18 protein-coding genes and 1 pseudogene are annotated in these 20,253 nt (G+C 64.9%); 13 read left to right on the forward strand and 6 right to left on the reverse strand.

Annotation, left to right across the window (positions count from 1 at the left end; genetic code table 11):
• Positions 1–18: 18 nt before the first annotated feature.
• Positions 19–1,095, reverse strand: coding sequence for an IS110 family RNA-guided transposase (locus AC1DF4_RS17080; RefSeq protein ID WP_476914003.1), 1,077 nt, complete (start codon positions 1,093–1,095; stop codon positions 19–21).
• Positions 1,096–1,324: 229 nt separating this feature from the next.
• Positions 1,325–1,936 (reverse strand): DinB family protein, encoded by a 612-nt coding sequence (locus AC1DF4_RS17085; RefSeq protein WP_476914004.1) that lies wholly within the window; start codon positions 1,934–1,936, stop codon positions 1,325–1,327.
• 169 nt (positions 1,937–2,105) lie between these two features.
• On the opposite strand from AC1DF4_RS17085, the gene AC1DF4_RS17090 reads away from it, so the two are divergent.
• Both AC1DF4_RS17090 and AC1DF4_RS17095 read left to right on the forward strand, forming a co-directional pair.
• Positions 2,106–2,666, forward strand: coding sequence for an AAA family ATPase (locus tag AC1DF4_RS17090; RefSeq protein WP_476914005.1), 561 nt, complete (start codon positions 2,106–2,108; stop codon positions 2,664–2,666).
• Between the two features lie 1,566 nt (positions 2,667–4,232).
• Positions 4,233–4,682, forward strand: a complete 450-nt coding sequence (locus AC1DF4_RS17095) for a hypothetical protein (RefSeq protein ID WP_476914006.1) — start codon at positions 4,233–4,235, stop codon at positions 4,680–4,682.
• Positions 4,683–4,857: 175 nt separating this feature from the next.
• Here AC1DF4_RS17095 and AC1DF4_RS17100 read toward each other — a convergent pair whose 3' ends face one another.
• Positions 4,858–5,235, reverse strand: coding sequence for a hypothetical protein (locus AC1DF4_RS17100; RefSeq protein WP_476914007.1), 378 nt, complete (start codon positions 5,233–5,235; stop codon positions 4,858–4,860).
• Between the two features lie 419 nt (positions 5,236–5,654).
• Here AC1DF4_RS17100 and AC1DF4_RS17105 point away from each other — a divergent pair, with 419 nt between their 5' ends.
• Entirely contained in the window at positions 5,655–6,329 is a 675-nt protein-coding gene (locus AC1DF4_RS17105; RefSeq protein ID WP_476914008.1) for an HAD family hydrolase, read from the forward strand.
• Between the two features lie 42 nt (positions 6,330–6,371).
• On the opposite strand, the gene AC1DF4_RS17110 is transcribed toward AC1DF4_RS17105, so the two are convergent.
• Positions 6,372–7,370 carry a hypothetical protein gene (locus AC1DF4_RS17110; RefSeq protein ID WP_476914009.1) on the reverse strand — a complete coding sequence of 333 codons (999 nt, stop codon included), beginning with the start codon at positions 7,368–7,370 and terminating at the stop codon, positions 6,372–6,374.
• 206 nt (positions 7,371–7,576) lie between these two features.
• Between AC1DF4_RS17110 and AC1DF4_RS17115 the strand changes: the two are divergent.
• Positions 7,577–7,879: pseudogene (locus AC1DF4_RS17115) on the forward strand (recombinase family protein); the annotation flags it as partial.
• 5 nt (positions 7,880–7,884) lie between these two features.
• Here AC1DF4_RS17115 and AC1DF4_RS17120 read toward each other — a convergent pair.
• The gene (locus AC1DF4_RS17120; protein WP_476914010.1) at positions 7,885–8,598 is read right to left on the reverse strand and encodes a response regulator; all 714 of its coding nucleotides are present in this window, start codon (positions 8,596–8,598) and stop codon (positions 7,885–7,887) included.
• Positions 8,595–10,295 (reverse strand): sensor histidine kinase, encoded by a 1,701-nt coding sequence (locus tag AC1DF4_RS17125; RefSeq protein ID WP_476914011.1) that lies wholly within the window; start codon positions 10,293–10,295, stop codon positions 8,595–8,597. Before AC1DF4_RS17125 ends, AC1DF4_RS17120 begins: the two co-directional genes overlap by 4 nt.
• Before the next feature lie 139 nt (positions 10,296–10,434).
• Between AC1DF4_RS17125 and AC1DF4_RS17130 the strand changes: the two genes are divergently transcribed.
• The 9 genes from AC1DF4_RS17130 (at position 10,435) to der (ending at position 20,115) form a co-directional block, all read left to right on the forward strand.
• On the forward strand, positions 10,435–11,802 hold the full coding sequence (locus AC1DF4_RS17130; RefSeq protein ID WP_476914012.1) for a cation:dicarboxylate symporter family transporter: 1,368 nt from the start codon (positions 10,435–10,437) through the stop codon (positions 11,800–11,802).
• A gap of 304 nt (positions 11,803–12,106) precedes the next feature.
• Entirely contained in the window at positions 12,107–13,006 is a 900-nt protein-coding gene (locus AC1DF4_RS17135) for a ParA family protein (protein WP_056431118.1), read from the forward strand.
• An 8-nt stretch (positions 13,007–13,014) separates the two neighbouring features.
• On the forward strand, positions 13,015–13,869 hold the full coding sequence (locus AC1DF4_RS17140; protein ID WP_476914013.1) for a segregation and condensation protein A: 855 nt from the start codon (positions 13,015–13,017) through the stop codon (positions 13,867–13,869).
• 110 nt (positions 13,870–13,979) lie between these two features.
• The gene (gene scpB, locus AC1DF4_RS17145) at positions 13,980–14,561 is read left to right on the forward strand and encodes an SMC-Scp complex subunit ScpB (RefSeq protein ID WP_476914066.1); all 582 of its coding nucleotides are present in this window, start codon (positions 13,980–13,982) and stop codon (positions 14,559–14,561) included.
• A gap of 111 nt (positions 14,562–14,672) precedes the next feature.
• Positions 14,673–15,950 carry a pseudouridine synthase gene (locus tag AC1DF4_RS17150; protein WP_476914014.1) on the forward strand — a complete coding sequence of 426 codons (1,278 nt, stop codon included), beginning with the start codon at positions 14,673–14,675 and terminating at the stop codon, positions 15,948–15,950.
• 2 nt (positions 15,951–15,952) lie between these two features.
• A complete protein-coding gene (locus AC1DF4_RS17155; RefSeq protein ID WP_476914015.1) occupies positions 15,953–17,062 on the forward strand; it encodes a prephenate dehydrogenase in 1,110 nt (369 codons plus the stop codon).
• Entirely contained in the window at positions 17,062–17,790 is a 729-nt protein-coding gene (gene cmk / locus AC1DF4_RS17160; protein ID WP_476914016.1) for a (d)CMP kinase, read from the forward strand. Before AC1DF4_RS17155 ends, cmk begins: the two co-directional genes overlap by 1 nt.
• 61 nt (positions 17,791–17,851) lie before the next feature.
• The gene (locus AC1DF4_RS17165) at positions 17,852–18,568 is read left to right on the forward strand and encodes a lysophospholipid acyltransferase family protein (protein WP_476914067.1); all 717 of its coding nucleotides are present in this window, start codon (positions 17,852–17,854) and stop codon (positions 18,566–18,568) included.
• A complete protein-coding gene (der, locus tag AC1DF4_RS17170; RefSeq protein WP_476914017.1) occupies positions 18,565–20,115 on the forward strand; it encodes a ribosome biogenesis GTPase Der in 1,551 nt (516 codons plus the stop codon). The genes AC1DF4_RS17165 and der overlap by 4 nt, the downstream gene beginning before the upstream one ends.
• Positions 20,116–20,253: the final 138 nt, after the last annotated feature.

The raw sequence follows: 20,253 nt of genomic DNA on the forward strand, positions 1-20,253 counted from the left end.
CGATGCTCCTATGGATCGTCAAGAGAATTTGATAGGTCCTTCTGCTATGTGGGCAGGTTGTAGAGCGGCGTAGATTTCGCGCGCGACGTAGCGTTTGAGGCAACGGATGATCTCGGGTTTGGACAGGCCTTGCTGGGTGCGCCGGTCAGCATAGGCGCGGGTGCGTGCGTCGTAGCGCAACCGGCCTAGAACGACGATGTAGAGGGCGTTGTTGGCGGCGCGGTCACCGCCGCGGTTGAGTCGGTGACGGTGGGTTCGGCCGCTGCTGGCCGGGATAGGAGCGGCCCCGCAGAGGTGCGCAAACGCGGCTTCGGAACGTAGCCGGTCGGGGTTGTCCCCGGCGGTGACGAGTAGTTGCCCGGCGACTTCAGTGCCGACACCAGGAAGGGCAAGCATGTGTGGTGCGGCTACGGTGATGAGCTTCTTGAGCTCGGCGTCGGCTTCAGTGATTTCTTCGGTGAGGTGTTGATGACGGCGTGCCAGGCGACGCAGCGCGGTCTTGGTGGCGTGCTCCGGGTCGCCGAGATCGCCGATTGGTCGCATCCTGGCGCAGGTCGTGATCAGCATGGTCGTGCTCAGATGGCGCAGCTGCTCCCGTAGCTGGGCGGGAGCGGTGATCAGCAGGGCTTTGAGCTGATTAGTGGCTTGAGTGCGGGCTTTGACGGCGCCGCTACGGGCTACCCGAAGCGCACGGATCGCTTCAATCCTCCCGGTGCGCGTCTTGGGCTGGCCCGCAGCGGTACCCGATAACGCGGCCCGGGCCGCCGCGTACGCGTCCAGTGGGTCGGACTTTCCCTTCGCTCGGCGCGCTGAGCGGTCGGGCCGGTTGACCTCCACCACTGTCACGCCGGTTTCTTCAAGGTACCGGGCGAGCCCGGCACCATAGGTGCCCGTACCTTCTATCCCGACACGCTCGAGCTGGCCGTGTCGGCCCAGCCAGGTGCCCAACGCCTGGTAGCCAGCGGGCGTCGTGGGAAACTCCCGGTCACCGAGCTGGCGACCGACGTGGTCCAGCACCGCGGCGTGATGAGTGTTTCCGTGCGTATCGATTCCGCCTGTGACGATGCCGGCAGCGGGGATCATCATGTGGGTCATGGCCGTACCTCTTCTTCCGTTCGCATCCAACTTCATTCATTGAGTTGGCACACGATGCTCGAGTGGGACGGACAAGCCAGTGATGGGCGCCTTGAGCGCACGCTCCTATAAGGTCACGCCACCGAGCCATTCGCATGCATCGGCACCACCTACCAGGCCGACCAATCGATCCAAGGACAACAAAATCGCGTCAGGCTTACGGTGAGTCAGACCCAGCAGGTGATGCCACCTACATCCTCACTGGCTTGTCGCGGAGCAGCGCGATCTCAGCTCCGTGGTGCAGGATCTCCTGGTTCTCCCACCACACGATCGACGGAAACGTCTCCTCGGCATCGCTGCCGTACGGGTAACTGCTTAACCCGGTCCGGTCATAGTCGGACTCATCGACACTGAGTAGTACCCGCCGCCAGTCGGCCGCGGCCTGACGGAACCTCTCGATAGCGCCGGCTGCATCTGGTCGTGATTCGTACGTCGCTCGATCGAACGTTCGGTCGCCCCCGAGGTGGTTGGCTCGGCCCAACAGCGTCTCGGAGATGTGGTCAAGCCGCCAGGCGATCGTCGTGAGGGGCGGAGGCCACGGACTTTCGGGGGCGCCGTCTCGCCCCCACTCACCCGCGCCAATGAGCTTGACGGCGCCCGGTCCGGGCCCATCGGCGCGCCTCCGTACTGACCAGCACGCGGCGACCGGTTCCCAGAGGTACTCGGCGTCCGTCATTGCCGGTACATCGACGTCGCTGTCATCACCCGAGTTGCTGGTGGGCCCGGCGAGGCGAGTGAGAAGTCGTTCCGTCGCCCAGTCGTACTGCTCGAGCAGTGGCTTGAGGCGCTGGTTGGTCATCATGGCACGTAGCCTATACCCCACGAGATGCCGTTAGGCGCCTGCGCACGGTCGAAGCTCCTCTTCGGAGCATCTGCTGGCTGTCCACGACCAAGTGCCCGCCGAGGGATCCCTGAACGGGCGCCCTAACTGTCCGCTTTCAGACACGAGCTTTGCCACCAGCCAATCGCGTGTGGGTGAAGATATCGTCGGCGACATGATGATTTGGATCAACGGAACCTTCGGTGTGGGAAAAACGACTGCCGGCCAGGCACTGGTGGAAGCGCACCCTGGTCTGCGGCTGTTTGACCCCGAAGCGGTCGGCTACATGCTTATGCGCAGTCTGAAGGACCAAGCCTTCAGCGACTTTCAGGATCTGCCGGCCTGGCGGGCGCTGGTTCCAGCTACAGCTTTCGAAATTCGTCGGCATACCGGACAACACCTGGTGGCGGTCCAGACCGTGTTGCGGCAGGACTATTGGGCGGAACTGAAAGCGAGTTTCAGTGAACTGGTCGAACAAGTGGTCCACATAGTGCTGGACGCGGACGAGGCAACCCTCCGGAATCGAATTGAGAACGACCAGGTCGAGTTGTCCGGAAGACAATGGAGACTGGATCACCTCGAGAGGTACGCAGCAGCCCAGAAATGGATGATCAAAGATGCTGACCTCGTCATCGACACGTCTCGACTAGCGGCGGAGGATGTAGTTTCTCGAATCGCCGACGCTATCCGCGCGGAACGACCTGTCCGCTAGCGCTCAGCGGGACATGTTCGACCGGGCCTTCGATCTGGACACCGTTGTACCAAAAGAGGATCCCCTTCCGGAACCTCCAGTGGTGTCCGGACCGGCACTTACAGCAAAGCTGCGGCGATCACTGCCACAATCGCGAGCAGTCCGACGACGATCACTGGCGCGTTCCACTTGGAGACAACAACCTCATGTGTGGAGGTGCATCCGGTGGATCGGGCGTCCTGCCACGCAGCGACGATGTCATCACGTCCGGTCCTCGTCTCCGGCTGGCTGATGCGTTCGTTGCTCGGAAGCGCGGCGAAAGGACGACTTTTGAGGTTTACTTCATTCCGAAATCCGGAGCCGAATGCGGACGGCGGTGTCGGAGCTCCCCAGCTGACGTACTTCTTGCCGGCCGCCCAGATAGCTGTCCCTTTACCGGGCCCTCGTTTGATGTCTGCAATGGTCCCCCTCCATGCCCAGGCACCCGCCCGGTGAAAGAAACCTATCCTAAGAATCGTCCTGTGCCTCTGATTGTTCGGTTGTCCTTCAGAGCTGGCCAATACGTGAGACACGAAGTGGGCTTTGATGCAAGACCGCTGCTTCCGGAGACGGCAAAGGGGTGAGCGTCGCCGCGAACTCGTACCTGCTTTAGGAGCCGGTGGCGACCGGGACCATCCAGAAACCAGCAACCGCGCCAATGCCGGGGCCGGTGGTGGGATAAAACCCTTGGACCTGAACCGGCCCTGTTGCGATGTCGACCTGCGCTTTTGTGGCTTTTCCGCAGTCGAGACTCAATTCGAGTCTGCCGCCGTCCCGAAGGCCTTCCTGGGAAATTGAAAGGTATGCGCTCGGGGCGCCGACGCAGGCCGCGGTAATTGTGTACCGTCCTTTTGCCAACGCCCTGACCGACTTACGGAACCCGACTCCTCCCAGTCCACCGACACCTTCCAGCACGACGCTTTTCGGCCCGGCGCCGAGTAAGGGACCGAGGTCTTTGAAGTTCCGATTCTCGGCGTTTGCAAGTTCAGGGGCCGCCGGCAGCGGCGACGGAGGTGCCGGCCGGCTGGTTCTGGAAGGCGCCGAGGTCGGGTCAGCGCCGTCATCCGCATATTCACAGCCCGACAGGCCTGTTAGGGCACAAGCCCCGGCCAACAACAGCGCGGCCCCACGGAACCACGGCCTTCTTGCCCCAGGTAGTGACATGCCCCGAGCCTACTGGCAGTACGACGGAATGCCCCGGTTTCATTGACTCCACTATCAAAGTCGTTAGCTGACCGAAGCGTCCGGTAGAGGATCGGCTTTCGGGCGATGCTGAGTGCGACCAATGGACTTCTGGCTATGGAAAAGGATGCCGTGACTGAAACGCCGACACTGCATCTGATGGTCTGGCCTCCCGGCGGCGGAAAGACGACACCGCTGCGAGAACCGAACCTCGGACGGTGCGCTCCGGCTTACTCCGGATGATCGGATGCAGCCGTCATAGTCGTTTTCGACACTTGTGCGGGGTTGCCGCCCATAAGGCCCCTTATGGCCACTTCTTTGCAGTCCTGTGATCGTATTGTCAGGGATGAGAACCAGGAGGAACGCATGACTACTAGCCCGCACCAGGCGCACGACGAGGTTATACATGCCGAACACAAGGAGGCTCTGGCCCGAGGTGAAGCGCGCGTTCTCTATCTGACCGAGGACGGAATGCTCCACAGTTACCTGAAGCACGAACTCGGAGGGCCACCCAATGGGCCCAAACATTGGTGGGTGAACCTCTTCCAGCTCGCGTTCATGGTGGGTGGTGTCGCCCTCGGCGTCGCCGTCGTGGTGGAACCCACCCTGAGCGGGGGAGAACCGTATTGGCGCGGACTCATCGCCGTCGGAGTGTTCCTCCCCGGTGTCGCCGCCTGCCTCTGGTTCACAACAGCGGACTACCGAGCCCAGAGGCTGCGTAGGAAACGAGGCACCCCGAACCCGCTACGCATCTCTGGCGCGAAGACGAAGGTCCCGGAGGCCTACGCGGAATCCATGCCCACACGGGCTCCCTAGCTCAGATCAGTCGACGCCCTCGATTGCTTCGTGCTGAGCGATCTTCAAGACTTCATCGTCGAAAGTTACCTCGGGTAGGGAAAAACTCGCGGCTCGCGTGACTTGCCCTAGCACCTGCTGCCTGTCCCATAGCCGATCCTCTGACGTGCAAGAGGGCCGTCCGAGCGGCTCACTCTTAGTACTTGGAAATCAACAGGGAATACCGCAGGTAGATCTTGAGCCCCTGGCGGTCATTAGAGATCCCGGTGCAGGTCTTTCGCAACGTCCATAGGTTCATGGGCTCGCAACGTTCCGATGCCAGCCCCATCTCGGCTGCAAGCGACAATGCAGTCTGCGGCGGTTCGATTTCTACAACCATTTCCCGCCAACAGCCTCCTGATCCACACCCCTTGGAAATCTCCCCCGCTTCGCTGGGCGGCGGAATATCTTGGAACGCCGAGTCGGATGGAACCGCCCCTTCATCTATGGCGCTCCAGGCAACAGAGCCGAACCACGCGATCAGGAGTATTCCGAGAGCGAGCATCAAAAGTCGTACTACGCGCTGACGAGTCATTTGGGGGTCCTCGTGGTGGAGCGGTACGGCAAGAAACCACCCCGCTGGTCCGAGGACTGCTCCAAAAAGGAAAGTTGAGCGTTGCGTGTCAGAGCCATATGTTCCCCCAAATCGAAGACCTCAGACTACACGGCGGACGGGCGTCGATAGTCTAGGAACCGGCTTACGGGCGCTCCTGCCGGCCAGTGTCCGGTGAGGGATCCCTCACCGTGCACATTGACACAACCAGTGGAGACGTCCGGTGAGGGACCGCCTTACGGGACGATCTAAATGCTCTATACGCACACCCCTTAGCGACGCTACAGGAACCGCCAGACGGGAGAATCGCCTCTTTGCCTGTCGCCGAAGAGAATGGTCCGGGCAGTGTTTCCTAGCTGGCTGAATCGGTGACGAGGGCAACGGGCACGTACTCTGAGGGAATGCTGCTACTTGTGGATCTGGACAACACCTTGGTCGACAGAGCCTCCGCATTTGATCTCTGGGCGTCTGATTTTGTTCGATCGCTTGGGAGAGCCAACTCCGAGACTGCATGGCTCATTGCAGCTGACCGAGACGGTTACGAACCAAGGGAATCCCTGGCCCGCGCCATCGAGGAGCGATTCCAGACCGGCCTGGGGGTCGAAGCCCTCGTAGAAATACTTCTCTTCGACCACGTGAGCCTGATGACGTTGGATTCCGCCACCGCGCAGGCTCTCCAAAATGCCCGTGAATCCGGTTGGCGAATAGGCATCGTCACCAACGGCACCGCCGCGCAGCAGACGCTCAAAATCGACACAGTCGGTCTTGAACCGTACGTGGATGCAGTCATCATTTCTGAGGCGGAAGGCGTGAAGAAGCCTGACGCCGAGCTGTTCGAAATAGCGGCCTGCCGCCTCGGGACCGGAGTGGCAGGGGGCTGGATGGTTGGGGATCACCCAACTGCGGACATTTCGGGCGGGAGAGCAGCAGGTTTACGTACGGGGTGGGTGTCTCGTGGCAAGGATTGGCCGAGGAACATTGCAGCCCCGGACTTCTCGGCGGCCACAGCTGCAGAGGTTATCGACACCGTTGTTGGCGGGTTTGCACAAGGACCAGTGGCAGATTCCGTCCGTTAGAGGATCTGTCCCCGGGCATTGCGGCACTAGGTCAAATCGCAGTCAGACCTCTCGCGACGGCACGGTGTCGAACAATTCGAGAACAGCGGTTGGATCCCTGACGAGCTGAGCCAAACCCAACAGCTTCGCGGGGAACGCGGCCGGATCCGCCGTCAGATTCTTTTCATCAAATAACCGATGAATCCTGTCACGAAGCCCTAACGGCAACATTTCAGCGACTTCCTCTTCCAGCTTGCCCGCTTCGATAGAAAGCGCCGAGGGCCCGTGCCGCTGCATGCGTTCGAGCTTGGTCTTTGTCTGCGGTGAGGACAGCGACGCCGCACATAGCAGTCGTGCCGCGGCGGCGCTCACCCAAGTATCTGCCGCGTTGACCGCCAGAGGAATTGGGATCATTTGGACGGCCAGGATCGCCTCAAACCTGACCGCGAGAGAAATGCTCGATGGGTCTTCATAAGTGTTTACGTATCGGAGGATGTCGATGCCGGCGGCGCAGAGCTCGTCCAACTGCACGTCACCAGCGATATTGGCGCGCTCCGGATGCACGCCGGGTTCAACGGCGGCGTTGTGGCGGAGGCGGACCCGGTATAGATAGAACCGCACGTCAGTACCGTCCTGGTCCGTCATCCGCCTGAGCATGTTCTCAATCGACGCCTCGTAAGTGCCGAGGTGGAGTGCCTTAGCCTTCTGACGTCCGGCCCAGTGCTCCAGCCCTCTCCCGTCGGCCCTGGTTCTTTGCAACCTTCGTTTGGTTAAGTCCGTGATAGTTGCGGTGGGGTCGAAGGCTCGATCGGGCCAGTTCGCGTGCGTTGAGGTGTGATACCAGAACGTTTCACGCGCCTTCGAGTCATCGTGGGAGTGGTCGTCTTGCGCGGTCCAAAAGTCAGGCCGCCCCTCGACCTCGCAGTTGGTGCCACATTCCAGACAAACTTCATCTCCTTGGTGAAAGCGGTCCAACCACTCACCATCTACATGCCACTCATTGCTACAAGTCCCACAACGCATCCAACGGAGGCGTTCAAAATCCACTGCTCGCTCAATCACGATCACAGTCTCACACGAAGGACTGACAGACCCCCGGTTGTGGCTGCCAGTACAGAATCGCGGTCGAAGTAAAGACTTCCCGCATCACTGCCCGTTAGCCGGTCCTCCACCGGTCGCACACGCTGCTGAACTGCATCATTGCGAGCTGGGGTCCATCAGCGTCCCGTAAGACCCGTCCGGTGAATTGATCGGTGAGGGGGTGCTATGTGACACCCTATTTTCCATGTCTGGTCGGCTACGCGCGCGTGTCCACCGAGGCGCAAGACCTCACTGCGCAGCGTGATGCCCTGGCTGCCCTCGGCGTTGAGTCTGAACGAATCTATGTTGACCACGGCTTTACTGGCACAAACAAAAACCGCGCCGGACTCCGCGAAGCCCTGGCCGCGTGCCGGGCGGGGGATACCTTCGTCGTCACGAAACTTGACCGCCTGGCCCGTTCCGTCCGGGATGCCCACGAAATTGCAGATAACCTCGCTAACCGCGGAATCAAACTCACTGAGGAAGGTTCGTCCGCCTAGTTTTGCCTCCAGCGGTATTCGTTCTCCGGCCGGCCCGGCGCGCCGTAGCGGGCCGTCCGGGTGACCGTGCCGGCGTCGGCGAGATATTCCAGGTAGCGCCGCGCGGTCACCCGGGACATGCCCAGGGCATCCATCACCTCGCTGGCCGACACGGCTCCGGCCTGCAGCTTCATGAAGTCCTGCACCGAGTCCAGCGTGGACGCGGCCAGGCCCTTGGGCAGCGGCAGCTCGGACGGCGCCCGCAGGCTCGCGAAAGCCTGGTCCACGTCGCTCTGCGAAGCCCCGGAACCGGCATGGCCGGCGGCGGGGGAGGCCAATTGCTCCCGGAAAAGCCGGTAGCTGGTGAGTTTGTCCGCGAACGTGGCGAACGTGAACGGCTTGATCAGGTACTGGACCACACCGGTGGCCACCGCGCTCCGCACAATGTTCAACTCCCGGACGGCCGTGATGGCGATGATGTCCGCGAACAGCCCGGCGGCACGCATCCGCCGCGCGATGTCGAGGCCGTGCAGGTCCGGCAGGTTCATGTCCAGCAGCACCAGCTCCACCGGGGTGCCCGCCGCCGCGAAGTCCGTCATCAGCCGGAGTGCGGACTGCCCGTCCGGGGCCGAACCGGCCAGCGTGAATCCCTCCAGCCTGCCGACATAGGCGGCGTGGGCTGCCGCGGCGATGGGCTCGTCTTCGACGACGAGTACACGGATGTCGCTCATTGCTGTCCCTCGGTGGTCAGTGAGGCCGCGGGCGATGCCGGCGGCTCTGTCGGTGAAGCAGCGGGCAATGTGACGCGGAACAGCGCCCCGGCCGGGCTCGTGATGGTCATGGTACCGCCGAGCCGCTGAACCGCCTGGCGGACCAGGGCCAGGCCGAGGCCCCGCCCGAACGGGCCCGGGGACTTGGTGCTGAAGCCGTGCCGGAAGATGTCGTCCACGGCCTGCGGATCGATCCCGGGCCCGCTGTCCTCCACCGTGATCTCCAGGGCATCCCCGGAAGCTTCCACGGTAAGCTCCACGAGCCGAGGGGCAGGCGCCTCCGCCGCGGCGTCGATGGCGTTGTCCAGCAGGTTGCCCAGGATCGCCACGAGGTCCTGCACGGCCAGCCCGGTCACAGGAGCGGGCCCGTGCCCGTTCCCTCCGGTGTTGAGAGTCAGCTCGACGCCCCGCTCGTGGGCCTCGGCGGCCTTGCCCATGATGAGGGCGCCGAGTACGGGCTCCTCGATGGAGCTCACAAGGTCATCGGTCAGCCGCTGGCTGAGCTCAAGGTCCTGGGTGGCGAAGTCCAGGGCTTCCGTGCCGCGTCCCAGCTCCATCAGGGACACGATGGTGTGCAGCCGGTTGGCGTGCTCGTGGGTCTGGGCGCGGAGGGCATCGGAGAGCGTGCGCATGGTCTCCAGCTCACTGCCGAGCGACTCGATCTCGGTGCGGTCCCGGATCGTGGCTACGGTCCCGTAGACCGGTGCCCCCGAGCGTCCGCCGGCGGAGTCGGGCCCTACGGCCGGCCCCTGGTTCACCACGAGGATCCGCGAGCCGGTCAGATGGATCTCGTCAAGCGCGGTCCGGCCCGATTCGAACATCTCCCGAAGGCTGGGAGCCAACGGGAGGTCCGCGAGCGACGGCGCCTCGTGCCGCCCGCCGTCGGCAGCTGCGCCGTCGCCGTCGGACGTGCGGGGTGTGAGGCCCAGCAGTTCAGCGGCCTGATCGTTGTACATCACCACCTTGCCCTTGGGATCGATCAGGATGACGCCTTCGCGGACGGAGTGGAGGACCGATTCGTAGTAGGCGAAGAGCTGGGCGAGCTGTTCCGGGCCCCAGCCGCGGGTGACCTGCCGCAGGTACCGCCCCAGCAGCCACGACGCCGCCGATCCGCCCGCGAGCAGGGCCAGGCCGATGGCTACCAGCGCCGGCAGCCTGCCCGAGACAGCGATATCGACGGTGCGGACGGTAACCCCTGCCGCGACGAGGGCCCGCACTCTGCCGTCCGCATCCTTGACCGGGGCGATGGTGCGGACGGAGGGTCCGAGGGTGCCGGATGTGATCTCAGTGAAGACCTGGCCGTTCAGGGCGGCATCGATGGAACCGATGTAGGGCTTGCCGAGTTCCTCGTCCCGGGGATGGGTCCACCGCGTGCGGTCCGGCGCCATGATCGTGATGAAATCAGCGTCGGCGTCCTGCATGACCTTGAGGGCGTACGGCTGCAGCACGGCCGTGGGATCCGCGGCGTCCGCCGCGTCCAGCACGAGGGGGTTGTCCGCCATGGTGGTCGCGACGGCGGCCATCCGCCGGCCTGCCTCGTCGTAGGCGTGGTCGCGGGCATCAACGAACGTGGCCGTGCCGACGACCGCCGTCAGGGCCAGCATGAACAGCAGGTGGGCCACAAACAGCCGTCGGGCGATGCTCCAGCGGTGGATCATCAACACCTTCCATGACCAATATGAACGCAACGGTGATGCGCGTCACTCCATCCCCAATGATGGTGGAACACGCAGAACGGACGTGATGGGCCACAGCCTGTGCCGCACCGACGTCCCCAGCCTATCCAAGGAGAACACCATGGCCTCTCAACGAGGAGAGTCAACGGCCACGGCCGCGACGCCGGTCAAGAAGCGCAAGGGGCTCGACAAGTCCCACTATCTTTACATCGCGGTCATCGCCGCCGTTATCCTGGGTGCCCTGGTCGGGTTGCTTTTCCCCGAGTTCGCCAAGTCCTTGAAGCCCCTCGGTGACGGGTTCATCAAACTCATCAAGATGATGATCGGCCCGGTCATCTTCTGCACCATCGTCCTGGGCATCGGTTCGATCGCGAAGGCGGCCACGGTCGGCAAGGTCGGCGGACTGGCGCTGGGCTACTTCATGGTGATGTCCACCTTCGCGCTGGCCATCGGCCTCGTGGTCGGCAACCTCATCCACCCGGGCGAGGGCCTCAAGCTGGCACCGTACGATCCGAACAAGAAGGCGGCCACGGACAGCACGGTCGACTTCCTGCTGGGCATCATTCCGGGTGACATTCCGGTCCTGCCCACTCTGCTCGCCGCGCTGCTGGTTGGCTTCGCCCTCCAGCAGATGGGCAAGCAGGGCGCCCCGATCCTCAAGGCCGTCGGCTACGGCCAGGCCCTCGTCTTCCGCATCCTGGTCATGATCATGTGGCTGGCCCCGGTGGGTGCCTTCGGCGCGATCGCCGCCGTCGTGGGTGCCACGGGCATGCAGGCCATCCTCAGCATGGCAACCCTGATGGGCGCGTTCTACGTCACCTGCGCCCTGTTCATCGTGGTGATCCTCGGCGGCCTGCTCAAGATCGTCTCCGGCGTCAGCATCTTCCAGCTGATGAAATACCTCGGCCGCGAATACCTGCTGATCTTCTCAACCTCTTCCTCCGAGGCCGCACTGCCGCGCCTGATCGCGAAGATGGAGCACCTGGGCGTGTCCAAGCCGGTCGTCGGCGTCACGGTCCCCACGGGCTACTCCTTCAACCTCGACGGCACCGCCATCTACCTGACCATGGCATCCCTGTTCGTCGCCAACGCCATGGGCACCCCGCTGGACCTCGGCGCCCAGGTTTCCCTGCTGGTCTTCATGATCATCGCCTCCAAGGGCGCTGCCGGTGTCACTGGCGCCGGCCTGGCCACCCTTGCTGCCGGGCTCCAGGCCCACAAGCCGGAACTGCTCGGCGGCGTCGGCATGATCGTCGGAATCGACCGCTTCATGTCCGAGGCCCGCGCCCTGACCAACTTCACCGGCAACGCCGTGGCCACCGTGCTGATCGGCACCTGGGTCAAGGAGATCGACGGCGGACGGGTCGAACGGGTCCTCGCCGGCAACGAACCCTTCGACGAGCGAACCATGATCGCCGGCCACAGTGCACAGGATGATGCTGCGGAAGCTGCCGCTGAGCCCGCCCGCCCGGCTCTGGCGAACGTCTGACCAAGGCCCGCGTTCAGCCGGAACTGAAGCAGATTTGAAGCATCAGGGCCAACGAAGCCGCCCGGACGCCTCCCGGCGTCCGGGCGGTTTTTTGTGCCAGAGGAGCAACCTTCGACTTCTACCAGAAGGTTGAGGCTCAAATATTGCCCGCTGTCAAGGTCCGTGGAATACCGTGTCGGGCGCTGTAACCTTGGGAGGAATAAGCTCGGCTTGATCTCCAACGCCTGATCTCCAAGGCCCAGTGATCAAGCAGGCAGCAATATCAAGCACGACAATCACCGTCATCGAAAGTGTGGATAGATACGTGAGCAGCGAACAGGGTTCAGCAACTCTGGAAGGCACCGAACTCGATCTGGAAGACGCCGTCATGGGCCCCACCGGGCGCCCTCAACGCGACTTTCCGGAGCCCGCGCCGCTGTCATCCCACGGCCCCGCGCGGGTCATCGCCATGGTCAACCAGAAGGGCGGAGTGGGTAAAACCACCTCCACCATCAACCTTGCCGCCGCGCTGGCCGAATACGGCCGCCGCGTGCTCCTCGTCGATTTCGACCCGCAGGGCGCCCTCTCCGCCGGCCTCGGCATCAACCCCCACGAACTGGATCTCACGGTCTACAACGTCCTGATGGACCGCAAGGTCGACATCCGCGACGCCATCCACAAGACCGGGGTCGAAAACGTTGACCTGCTCCCGGCCAACATCGACCTCTCCGCCGCGGAAGTCCAGCTCGTCAACGAAGTGGCCCGCGAGCAGGTACTGGACCGTGCACTCAAGAAGGTCGAGGACGATTACGACGTCGTCCTGATCGACTGCCAGCCCTCCCTTGGCCTGCTCACCGTCAACGCTCTGACCGCGGCCCACGGCGTGATCATCCCGCTCATCTGCGAGTTCTTCGCCCTGCGCGCGGTCGCACTGCTCGTGGAGACCATCGACAAGGTCCAGGACCGCCTGAACCCCCGGCTGCAGGTCGACGGCGTGCTCGCCACCATGTACGACGCCCGCACCCTGCACAGCCGCGAGGTGATCTCCCGCCTCGTGGAGGCCTTCGGCGACAAGGTCTTCGAGACGGTCATCAAGCGGTCCATCAAGTTTGCGGACGCCACCGTCGCGGCCGAGCCCATCACCAGCTACGCCGGCAACCACATCGGCGCTGACGCCTACCGCAACCTCGCCAAAGAGCTCATTTCGCGCGGCGGCGCGCCCTAGCCAGGGTCGTGGCGCAAACAGTCACTCCGACTGCTCAGCCGGAGCTCGCCCCCGCAGGCAAGAAACCCGGCTTTGAGGTCCGGCTTGCCAACTTCACCGGACCGTTCGATCTGCTGCTGGGCCTGATTTCCAAGCACCAGCTGGACATCACCGAGGTGGCGCTGTCCACCGTCACCGATGAATTCATCAAGTACATCAAAGGGCTCCAGAAACTGGGCGAGGAGTGGGCCCTTGATGAGGCCAGCGAATTCCTTGTCATCGCCGCCACCTTGCTGGACCTCAAGGCGGCCCGGCTGTTGCCGGCCGGCGAGGTTGAGGACGAGGAAGACATCGCCCTGCTCGAAGCCCGCGACCTCCTCTTCGCCCGGCTCCTGCAATACAAGGCTTTCAAGCAGGTGGCGGGCATGATGGGGTCCACCCTCGAGCTTGAGGCCGGGCGGTATCCCCGGCAGGTCGCGCTGGAGGGCCACTTCGCGGCGCTGCTGCCGGAGCTCCTCTGGCGGCATACTCCGCAGCAGTTCGCAAGCCTGGCCGAAACCGCGCTCAAGCCCAAGGAGGCCGCGCCCACCGAGGTCGGCCTCGCCCACCTCCACGGCACTCCCGTCAGCGTGAAGGAACAAGCCGAACTGCTGGGCCACCGGCTGCAGCTTGGCGCCCCGCTGACCTTCCGGGCGCTGATCGCCGACGCCGAATCCACCCTCGTCGTCGTGGCACGCTTCCTGGCGCTGTTGGAGCTGTTCCGGGACAAGGCCGTGGCCTTCGAACAGTTGCTCCCGCTGGGGGACCTGACAGTCCGCTGGACCGCCGACGGCGACACCTGGAGCAGCGAGAGCCTGAGTGAAGAATATGAGGAGCAGCCGTGAACAAAGCACCCGACGCCGGCCCCGACGCCACAAGCCAGCCTGATGTCGACAGCCTTCCTGACGTCAGCAGCCTTCCCGGCGGCGCGCGGGCGGCCCTCGAGGCCGTCCTCATGGTCATCGACCAGCCGGCGACGGCGGTCGAGCTCGCCGCGGGGCTGAACCTGACGGTCGACGTCGTCGAGGGGCTGCTCGCGGAACTGCAACGGGAGTATAACGGCTATACTGTTAATGCCCCGGATGTGGACGATGCCAGTTTCGCTATCAATAGTGCTGGCTTCAGTGCCACCGCCCGGGGTTTTGAATTGCGGAGTATTGCCGGAGGCTGGCGGATCTATTCGCGCGCTGAGTTCGCTGACATTGTCGGCGGATTCGTGCTTGAAGGACAGACAGCCAGGCTGACGCAGGCGGCGCTCGAAACGCTCGCCGTCATCGCTTACCGCCAGCCCGTATCGAGGGCGCGGGTGTCTGCAATTCGAGGAGTTAATGTTGACTCTGTCGTGCGGACGCTGACGCAGCGGGGGCTGATTGAGGACTCGGGAACTGATCCCGAATCCGGGGCCATCCTGTACCGCACGACGTCGTATTTCCTGGAGCGAATGGGAATCGGCTCGGTGGCGGAATTGCCGCAACTTTCACCCCATCTTCCGGGGCTCGAAGGCATCGAAGAGTTCTACGACTCAGGAAGAATGTAGGCAGGAACAACTGCCTGCGCAGGAGTATCCACCGGGGCAGAAGCTTTTTGCCCCAGCCGGCGGGTGCTGTCGGGAGACAGCGGCCGTGGCCAACAAAACGAAGGACGGGTCATGACACAGGCGGGACGCCAGGGTTCACCACGTAACAGTTCGGGACGCAACAGCGCCGGACAAAATTCAGCGCAGGGCTCAGGCCGCGGCGCACAGGGCGGCTCAGGCCGCAGCGGCGGAGCCGACTACAAGGGCGGCTCAGGCCGCGGCGCGCAGGGCGGAAGCCGCAGCGGGGGAGCAGGCTACAAGGGCGGCGGAGACCGCCCCTTCAAGCACCCTAAGCCCCGCGAAGAGGCCTTCATCGATCCGGACCTGCAGGGCCCCGACGGCGCGCCCTCCAGCCGGCCGGCCTCCGGGGACTGGAAGTCCAAGGCGCCCTCCGGCAAGGAGGCTGCCCGCAAGGCTGCCGCCCGCAAGCCCGGCTTCGGCAAGACCCCCGGCACGCCGGGAGCGCTCAAGCCCAAGCCGCGCGTCGGTGCCGGAGCGGCCAAGGCCACCGGTTCCCGCGCCTTCGGCAGCGAACGCTTCGGCCAGAGCCTCGGACCCGTGCGCAAGCCGGCCCGCAAGCGCGGACCCCGCGCCGAGGTGCCCCAGTCTGACCTGCACGACCAGGACGGCATCCGCCTCCAGAAGGTCATGGCGTCGGCCGGCGTCGCCTCGCGTCGTGTCTGCGAAGAAATGATCGCCGAGGGCCGTGTTGAGGTCGACGGCCAGGTCGTCACCGAGCTCGGCGTCCGGATCGACCCGAAGACCGCCGTGGTCCACGTGGACGGTCTGCGCATCCAGCTCGACGAGAACATGGTCTACATGGTGTTCAACAAGCCCAAGGGCGTTGTCTCCACGATGGAAGACCCGGACGGCCGTCCCTGCGTCAGCGACTTCGTCCGCAACAACCACGGCGAACGCCTGTTCCACGTCGGGCGCCTCGACGTCGCCACCGAGGGACTGCTGCTGCTGACGAACGACGGCGAACTCGCCAACCGCCTGACGCACCCCTCCTACGAAGTCCCCAAGACCTACCTGGTGCAGGTCCGCGGCCCGTTCCCGCAGGGCATCGGCGCCGAGCTGAAGGCCGGCGTCGAACTCGAAGACGGCATCGCTTCGGTGGACTCCTTCCGGCTGGTGGACTCCACCCCGGGCCACGTGCTGATCGAGGTCGTGCTGCACTCGGGCAAGAACCGGATCGTCCGCCGTCTGTTCGACGCCGTCGGTTTCCCGGTGCTTCGCCTGGTCCGCGTGAAGGTCGGCCCCATCGGCCTGGGCGACCAGCGCCAGGGCAGCATCCGCAACCTCGGCAAGCAGGAAGTCGGCCACCTGCTGGCATCCGTAGGGCTGTAGGCATGTCCGCCTTTCGCACCCACGGCCGCGGCCACCTCAACGGTCCGGTGGTGGTCGTGGGGACCGGGCTCCTTGGCACCAGCATCGGGCTGGGGCTGCGGGGCCGCGGAGTGGCAGTCTTCCTGTCCGACCCCTCGCCCACCAACCAGGCCGTCGCCGTCGACATCGGCGCAGGCCTGCCTTTGGCGCGCCTCGACGGCGAACAGCCTGAACTCGTGGTGGTCGCCGCACCGCCGGATGTCACCGCGGACGTTGTCCAGCGCGCCCTCACGGACTACCCCGAGGCAACCGTCGTGGACATCGCCAGCGTCAAGGCCGGCATCCAGGCCGAGCTCCGCACCCGCGGCGCCGACCTCGGCCGCTACGTGGGCACCCACCCGATGGCGGGCCGCGAAAAGTCCGGTCCCGTCGCCGCCCGCGGCGAACTCTTTACCTCCATGCCGTGGGTCCTGTGCCCCTCGGAGGAGACCCTGCCCCAGGCGCTGCAGGCGGCGCGTGCGCTGGCCGGTGACCTCGGCGCGGTCGTCTCCGAATTCGGGGCCGAGGAACATGACGAGGCGGTGGCGCTCGTCTCGCACGTGCCGCAGGTGGTGTCCTCCCTCGTGGCCAGCCGGCTGCAGGGCACGCCCCTGCATGCGCTGTCCCTGGCCGGCAACGGGCTGCGGGACGTCACCCGGATCGCGGCCAGCGACCCGACCCTGTGGGTGCAGATCCTTGGCGCCAACGCAGAGAAGGTCGTGGAGATCCTGCACGGCGTCCGGGAGGACCTCAACCGGCTCATCGGGACACTTGAGAACCCGACGGCGCCCGGTGCCCGGCTCGATCTTGCCCAGCTGATCAGCGAAGGCAACGCCGGGCAGTCCCGCATCCCGGGCAAGCACGGCGGACCCCCGCAGGCGTACTCATGGCTGACCGTCCTGGTGGACGACACGCCCGGACAGATCGCCAAGCTCCTCACGGAGATCGGCGAGATCGGCGTCAACCTCGAGGACCTCCGGCTGGATCACTCCTCCGGACAGAACGTGGGCATGGTGGAAATCTCCGTGCTGCCCAACAAGCACGAACTGCTCATCGAAGCCCTCAACGACCGCGGATGGCAGGTACTCCAGTAATGACTCAGGAACTTATCGAAACCGTGGACATTCTCCGCCCCGGAAAGAGCCTCGTCGTCGCCATCGACGGGCCGTCCGGATCGGGCAAGTCCAGCGTCAGCAAAGAGGTGGCACGCCGGCTCAGGCTGGCGTACCTCGACACGGGCGCCATGTACCGTGCCCTGACCTGGTACTGCCTGGACAGCGGCACGGACCTGGACGACGGCGCCGCCGTCGAGGCCGCTGCCGAAGGCCTTCCGCTGGAAATCAGCACCAGCCCGCTGGAGGAATATGTCCGCGTCGGCGGCACCGACGTCACCCTCGCAATCCGCGAACCGTCGATCTCCGCCGCGGTCAGCGCCGTCGCCACCACCCTTGGCGCCCGCACTGAACTGATCCGTCGGCAGCGCGTGCTGATCGAAAAGCACCACCGCCGCATGGTGGTTGAAGGCCGGGACATCACGACCGTCGTCGCGCCGCATGCCGAAGTACGCATGCTGCTCACGGCGAGCGAGGAGGCGCGCCTGCGCCGCCGGGGCATCCAGCTCGGCGGCAGCCAGAACGCCGAACAGCTCGCAGCGCAGGTCACCCAGCGCGACGCGAAGGATTCGACCGTGGTGAACTTCACCCGGGCCGCCGACGGCGTAGTGACGCTGGACTCCTCGGAACTCGACTTCGCCGAAACCGTCGAGGCCGCACTCAGCATCGTGAACCGCATCGCCAACCACCAGGGCCTCGACCGTGACTGACGCCAGGCAGGATGCACAGACCCAGGACCAGTCTCCGGCGCAGTCTTCGGCCCAGGCCGCGGTGCCGGCCCCGTGGACCACCGTCTGGAGCCGGCCCGTTGGCTGGGTCCTGAACCACGTCCTCTACCGGACTTCGGTCACCGGACGCTCCAACGTCCCGGCAGCGGGTCCGGTCATTTTCGCCGGCAACCACATCAGCTTCCTGGACGGACCGGTGATGTTCGGGGCATCGCCCCGTGCCATGCACATCCTGGTCAAGAAGGAAATGTTCAAAGGCTTCCTCGGCCGCGTGCTCAAGGCCTCCGGCCAGCTTGCTGTGGACCGCACGGGCGACCGGGCGGCCCTCCTCACCGCCAAAAACGTGCTCGATGCCGGACGGTGCGTCGGGATCCTTCCCGAAGGGACGCGGGGGAGCGGCGAAGCCTCCGCCATTAACAAGGGCGTCGCCTGGCTCGCGCTGAACTCCGGCGCGACCGTGGTCCCCGTGGCCATCCTCGGCACCCGGACCGGCAGCGAACACCTCGACGCCGTTCCACGGCTGCGCCGGCGGCTGCATGTCAGCTTCGGCGGGGCCCTCAACGTCAGCCGCAGGCCCGGCGAGACCGGGCGTGTTTCAATGGACAGGGCCGGAACCGAGATCCGCGCCGCGCTGGCCCGCCATGTCCAGGACTCGATCCAAAGAACAGGGCAGCCCTTGCCCGACGCGGATTCCCCGCAAGAACGTCATGAAGCAGTAGCCGGGACGCCGGCAGATCACCCCATAAGGAAAGTGCAATGAGCGATACGACTCAAACCTCCGGCCCGTTTGGCGCCGGCGAAGACGAATACACGCCCACCGGCACCGACCAGGTGGCCGAGCACCTCGCCGCCCTGGACGACGAGGAAGCAGAGCTCCGCGCGGCCTCCCTCCGGGCCGGCCTGGACGATTACGATCTGGATGAAGACGACGCAGCCCTCCTGAGCGGCGACTACGACGACGAGGACTTCGACGGCCCGGTCAAGCTTGACCCGGTCCTGGCCATCATCGGCCGGCCCAACGTGGGCAAGTCAACGCTGGTGAACCGTATCCTGGGCCGCCGCGAAGCCGTGGTGGAAGACACCCCCGGCGTCACGCGTGACCGTGTTATGTACTCGGCCACCTGGAACGGCCGGAACTTCACCGTGGTCGACACCGGCGGCTGGGAGCACGACGCCCGCGGCATCCACGCCCGCGTTGCCGAACAGGCCGAGATGGCCGTGGAACTCGCCGACGCCGTGCTGTTCGTCGTCGACTCCGCCGTTGGCGCCACTGCCACGGACGAAGCCGTCGTGAAGATGCTCCGCAAGTCCAAGAAGCCGGTCATCATTGTGGCCAACAAGGTGGACGACTTCGCGCAGGAAGCGGACTCGGCAACGCTCTGGGGCCTCGGCTTCGGCGAGCCGTACCCGGTATCGGCACTGCACGGACGCGGCGTAGCCGACCTCCTGGACCACGTCATGGACACGCTGCCCGAGTTCTCCACGATCGAGGGCCTGGAGCGCTCCGGCGGTCCGCGCCGGATCGCGCTGATCGGGCGTCCGAACGTCGGCAAGTCCTCGCTGCTGAATAAGCTGGCCGGCTCCGAGCGCGTGGTTGTGGACAACACTGCCGGCACCACCCGTGACCCGGTCGATGAATTCATCGAACTCGGCGGCCGCACGTGGCGCTTCGTGGACACCGCCGGCATCCGCCGCCGCCAGCACATGGCCCAGGGCGCCGACTTCTACGCCTCGCTGCGTACGCAGAGCGCCCTCGAAAAGGCCGAGGTCGCCGTCGTGCTCCTCGCGGTGGACGAGGTGCTCAGCGAGCAGGATGTCCGCATCCTGCAGTTGGCCATCGAATCCGGCCGGGCCCTGGTTCTCGCGTTCAACAAGTGGGACCTGCTCGACGACGAACGCCGCACCTACCTGGAACGCGAAATCGAGCAGGACCTGGCCCACGTGGCCTGGGCGCCGCGCGTCAACATCTCGGCGCTGACCGGATGGCACAAGGACAGGCTGGTTCCTGCCCTGGACACCGCCCTGGAAAGCTGGGACAAGCGGATCGCCACCGGCCGGCTCAACGCCTTCCTTGGCGAACTCGTCGCGGCGCACCCGCACCCGGTCCGCGGCGGCAAGCAGCCCCGTATCCTCTTCGGCACCCAGGCGTCCAGCCGCCCGCCGAAGTTCGTGCTCTTCACCACCGGATTCCTGGACCCGGGCTACCGCCGCTTCATCACCCGCCGGCTCCGTGAGACCTTCGGTTTCGAGGGCACGCCGATCGAGGTCAACATGCGTGTCCGGGAAAAGCGCGGCAAGAAGCGTTAATTCCGACACAGTTGCCCGTGACATGCTGAAAGTGTCACGGGCACCCTCCGGAATCGTGTAAGCTTTTCAAGGTGGTTCGGCCGGACTGCTCAGATGAAATCCACTGGATACCAGCGGGTGGCATCGGGAGCGGAGAAC

Source organism: Arthrobacter sp. 05N429 (assembly GCF_056397045.1).

Bases quoted from the DNA above. Each gene is read 5' to 3' on its own strand.
- AC1DF4_RS17085 (WP_476914004.1), bottom strand. From the start codon at position 1,936: ATGATGACCAACCAGCGCCTCAAGCCACTGCTCGAGCAGTACGACTGG.
- scpB (WP_476914066.1), top strand. From the start codon at position 13,980: ATGGTCATCGACCAGCCGGCGACGGCGGTCGAGCTCGCCGCGGGGCTG.
- AC1DF4_RS17155 (WP_476914015.1), top strand. From the start codon at position 15,953: ATGTCCGCCTTTCGCACCCACGGCCGCGGCCACCTCAACGGTCCGGTG.
- AC1DF4_RS17125 (WP_476914011.1), bottom strand. From the start codon at position 10,295: ATGATCCACCGCTGGAGCATCGCCCGACGGCTGTTTGTGGCCCACCTG.
- AC1DF4_RS17080 (WP_476914003.1), bottom strand. From the start codon at position 1,095: ATGACCCACATGATGATCCCCGCTGCCGGCATCGTCACAGGCGGAATC.
- AC1DF4_RS17105 (WP_476914008.1), top strand. From the start codon at position 5,655: ATGCTGCTACTTGTGGATCTGGACAACACCTTGGTCGACAGAGCCTCC.
- AC1DF4_RS17100 (WP_476914007.1), bottom strand. From the start codon at position 5,235: ATGACTCGTCAGCGCGTAGTACGACTTTTGATGCTCGCTCTCGGAATA.
- der (WP_476914017.1), top strand. From the start codon at position 18,565: ATGAGCGATACGACTCAAACCTCCGGCCCGTTTGGCGCCGGCGAAGAC.
- AC1DF4_RS17130 (WP_476914012.1), top strand. From the start codon at position 10,435: ATGGCCTCTCAACGAGGAGAGTCAACGGCCACGGCCGCGACGCCGGTC.
- cmk (WP_476914016.1), top strand. From the start codon at position 17,062: ATGACTCAGGAACTTATCGAAACCGTGGACATTCTCCGCCCCGGAAAG.
- AC1DF4_RS17120 (WP_476914010.1), bottom strand. From the start codon at position 8,598: ATGAGCGACATCCGTGTACTCGTCGTCGAAGACGAGCCCATCGCCGCG.
- AC1DF4_RS17095 (WP_476914006.1), top strand. From the start codon at position 4,233: ATGACTACTAGCCCGCACCAGGCGCACGACGAGGTTATACATGCCGAA.
- AC1DF4_RS17150 (WP_476914014.1), top strand. From the start codon at position 14,673: ATGACACAGGCGGGACGCCAGGGTTCACCACGTAACAGTTCGGGACGC.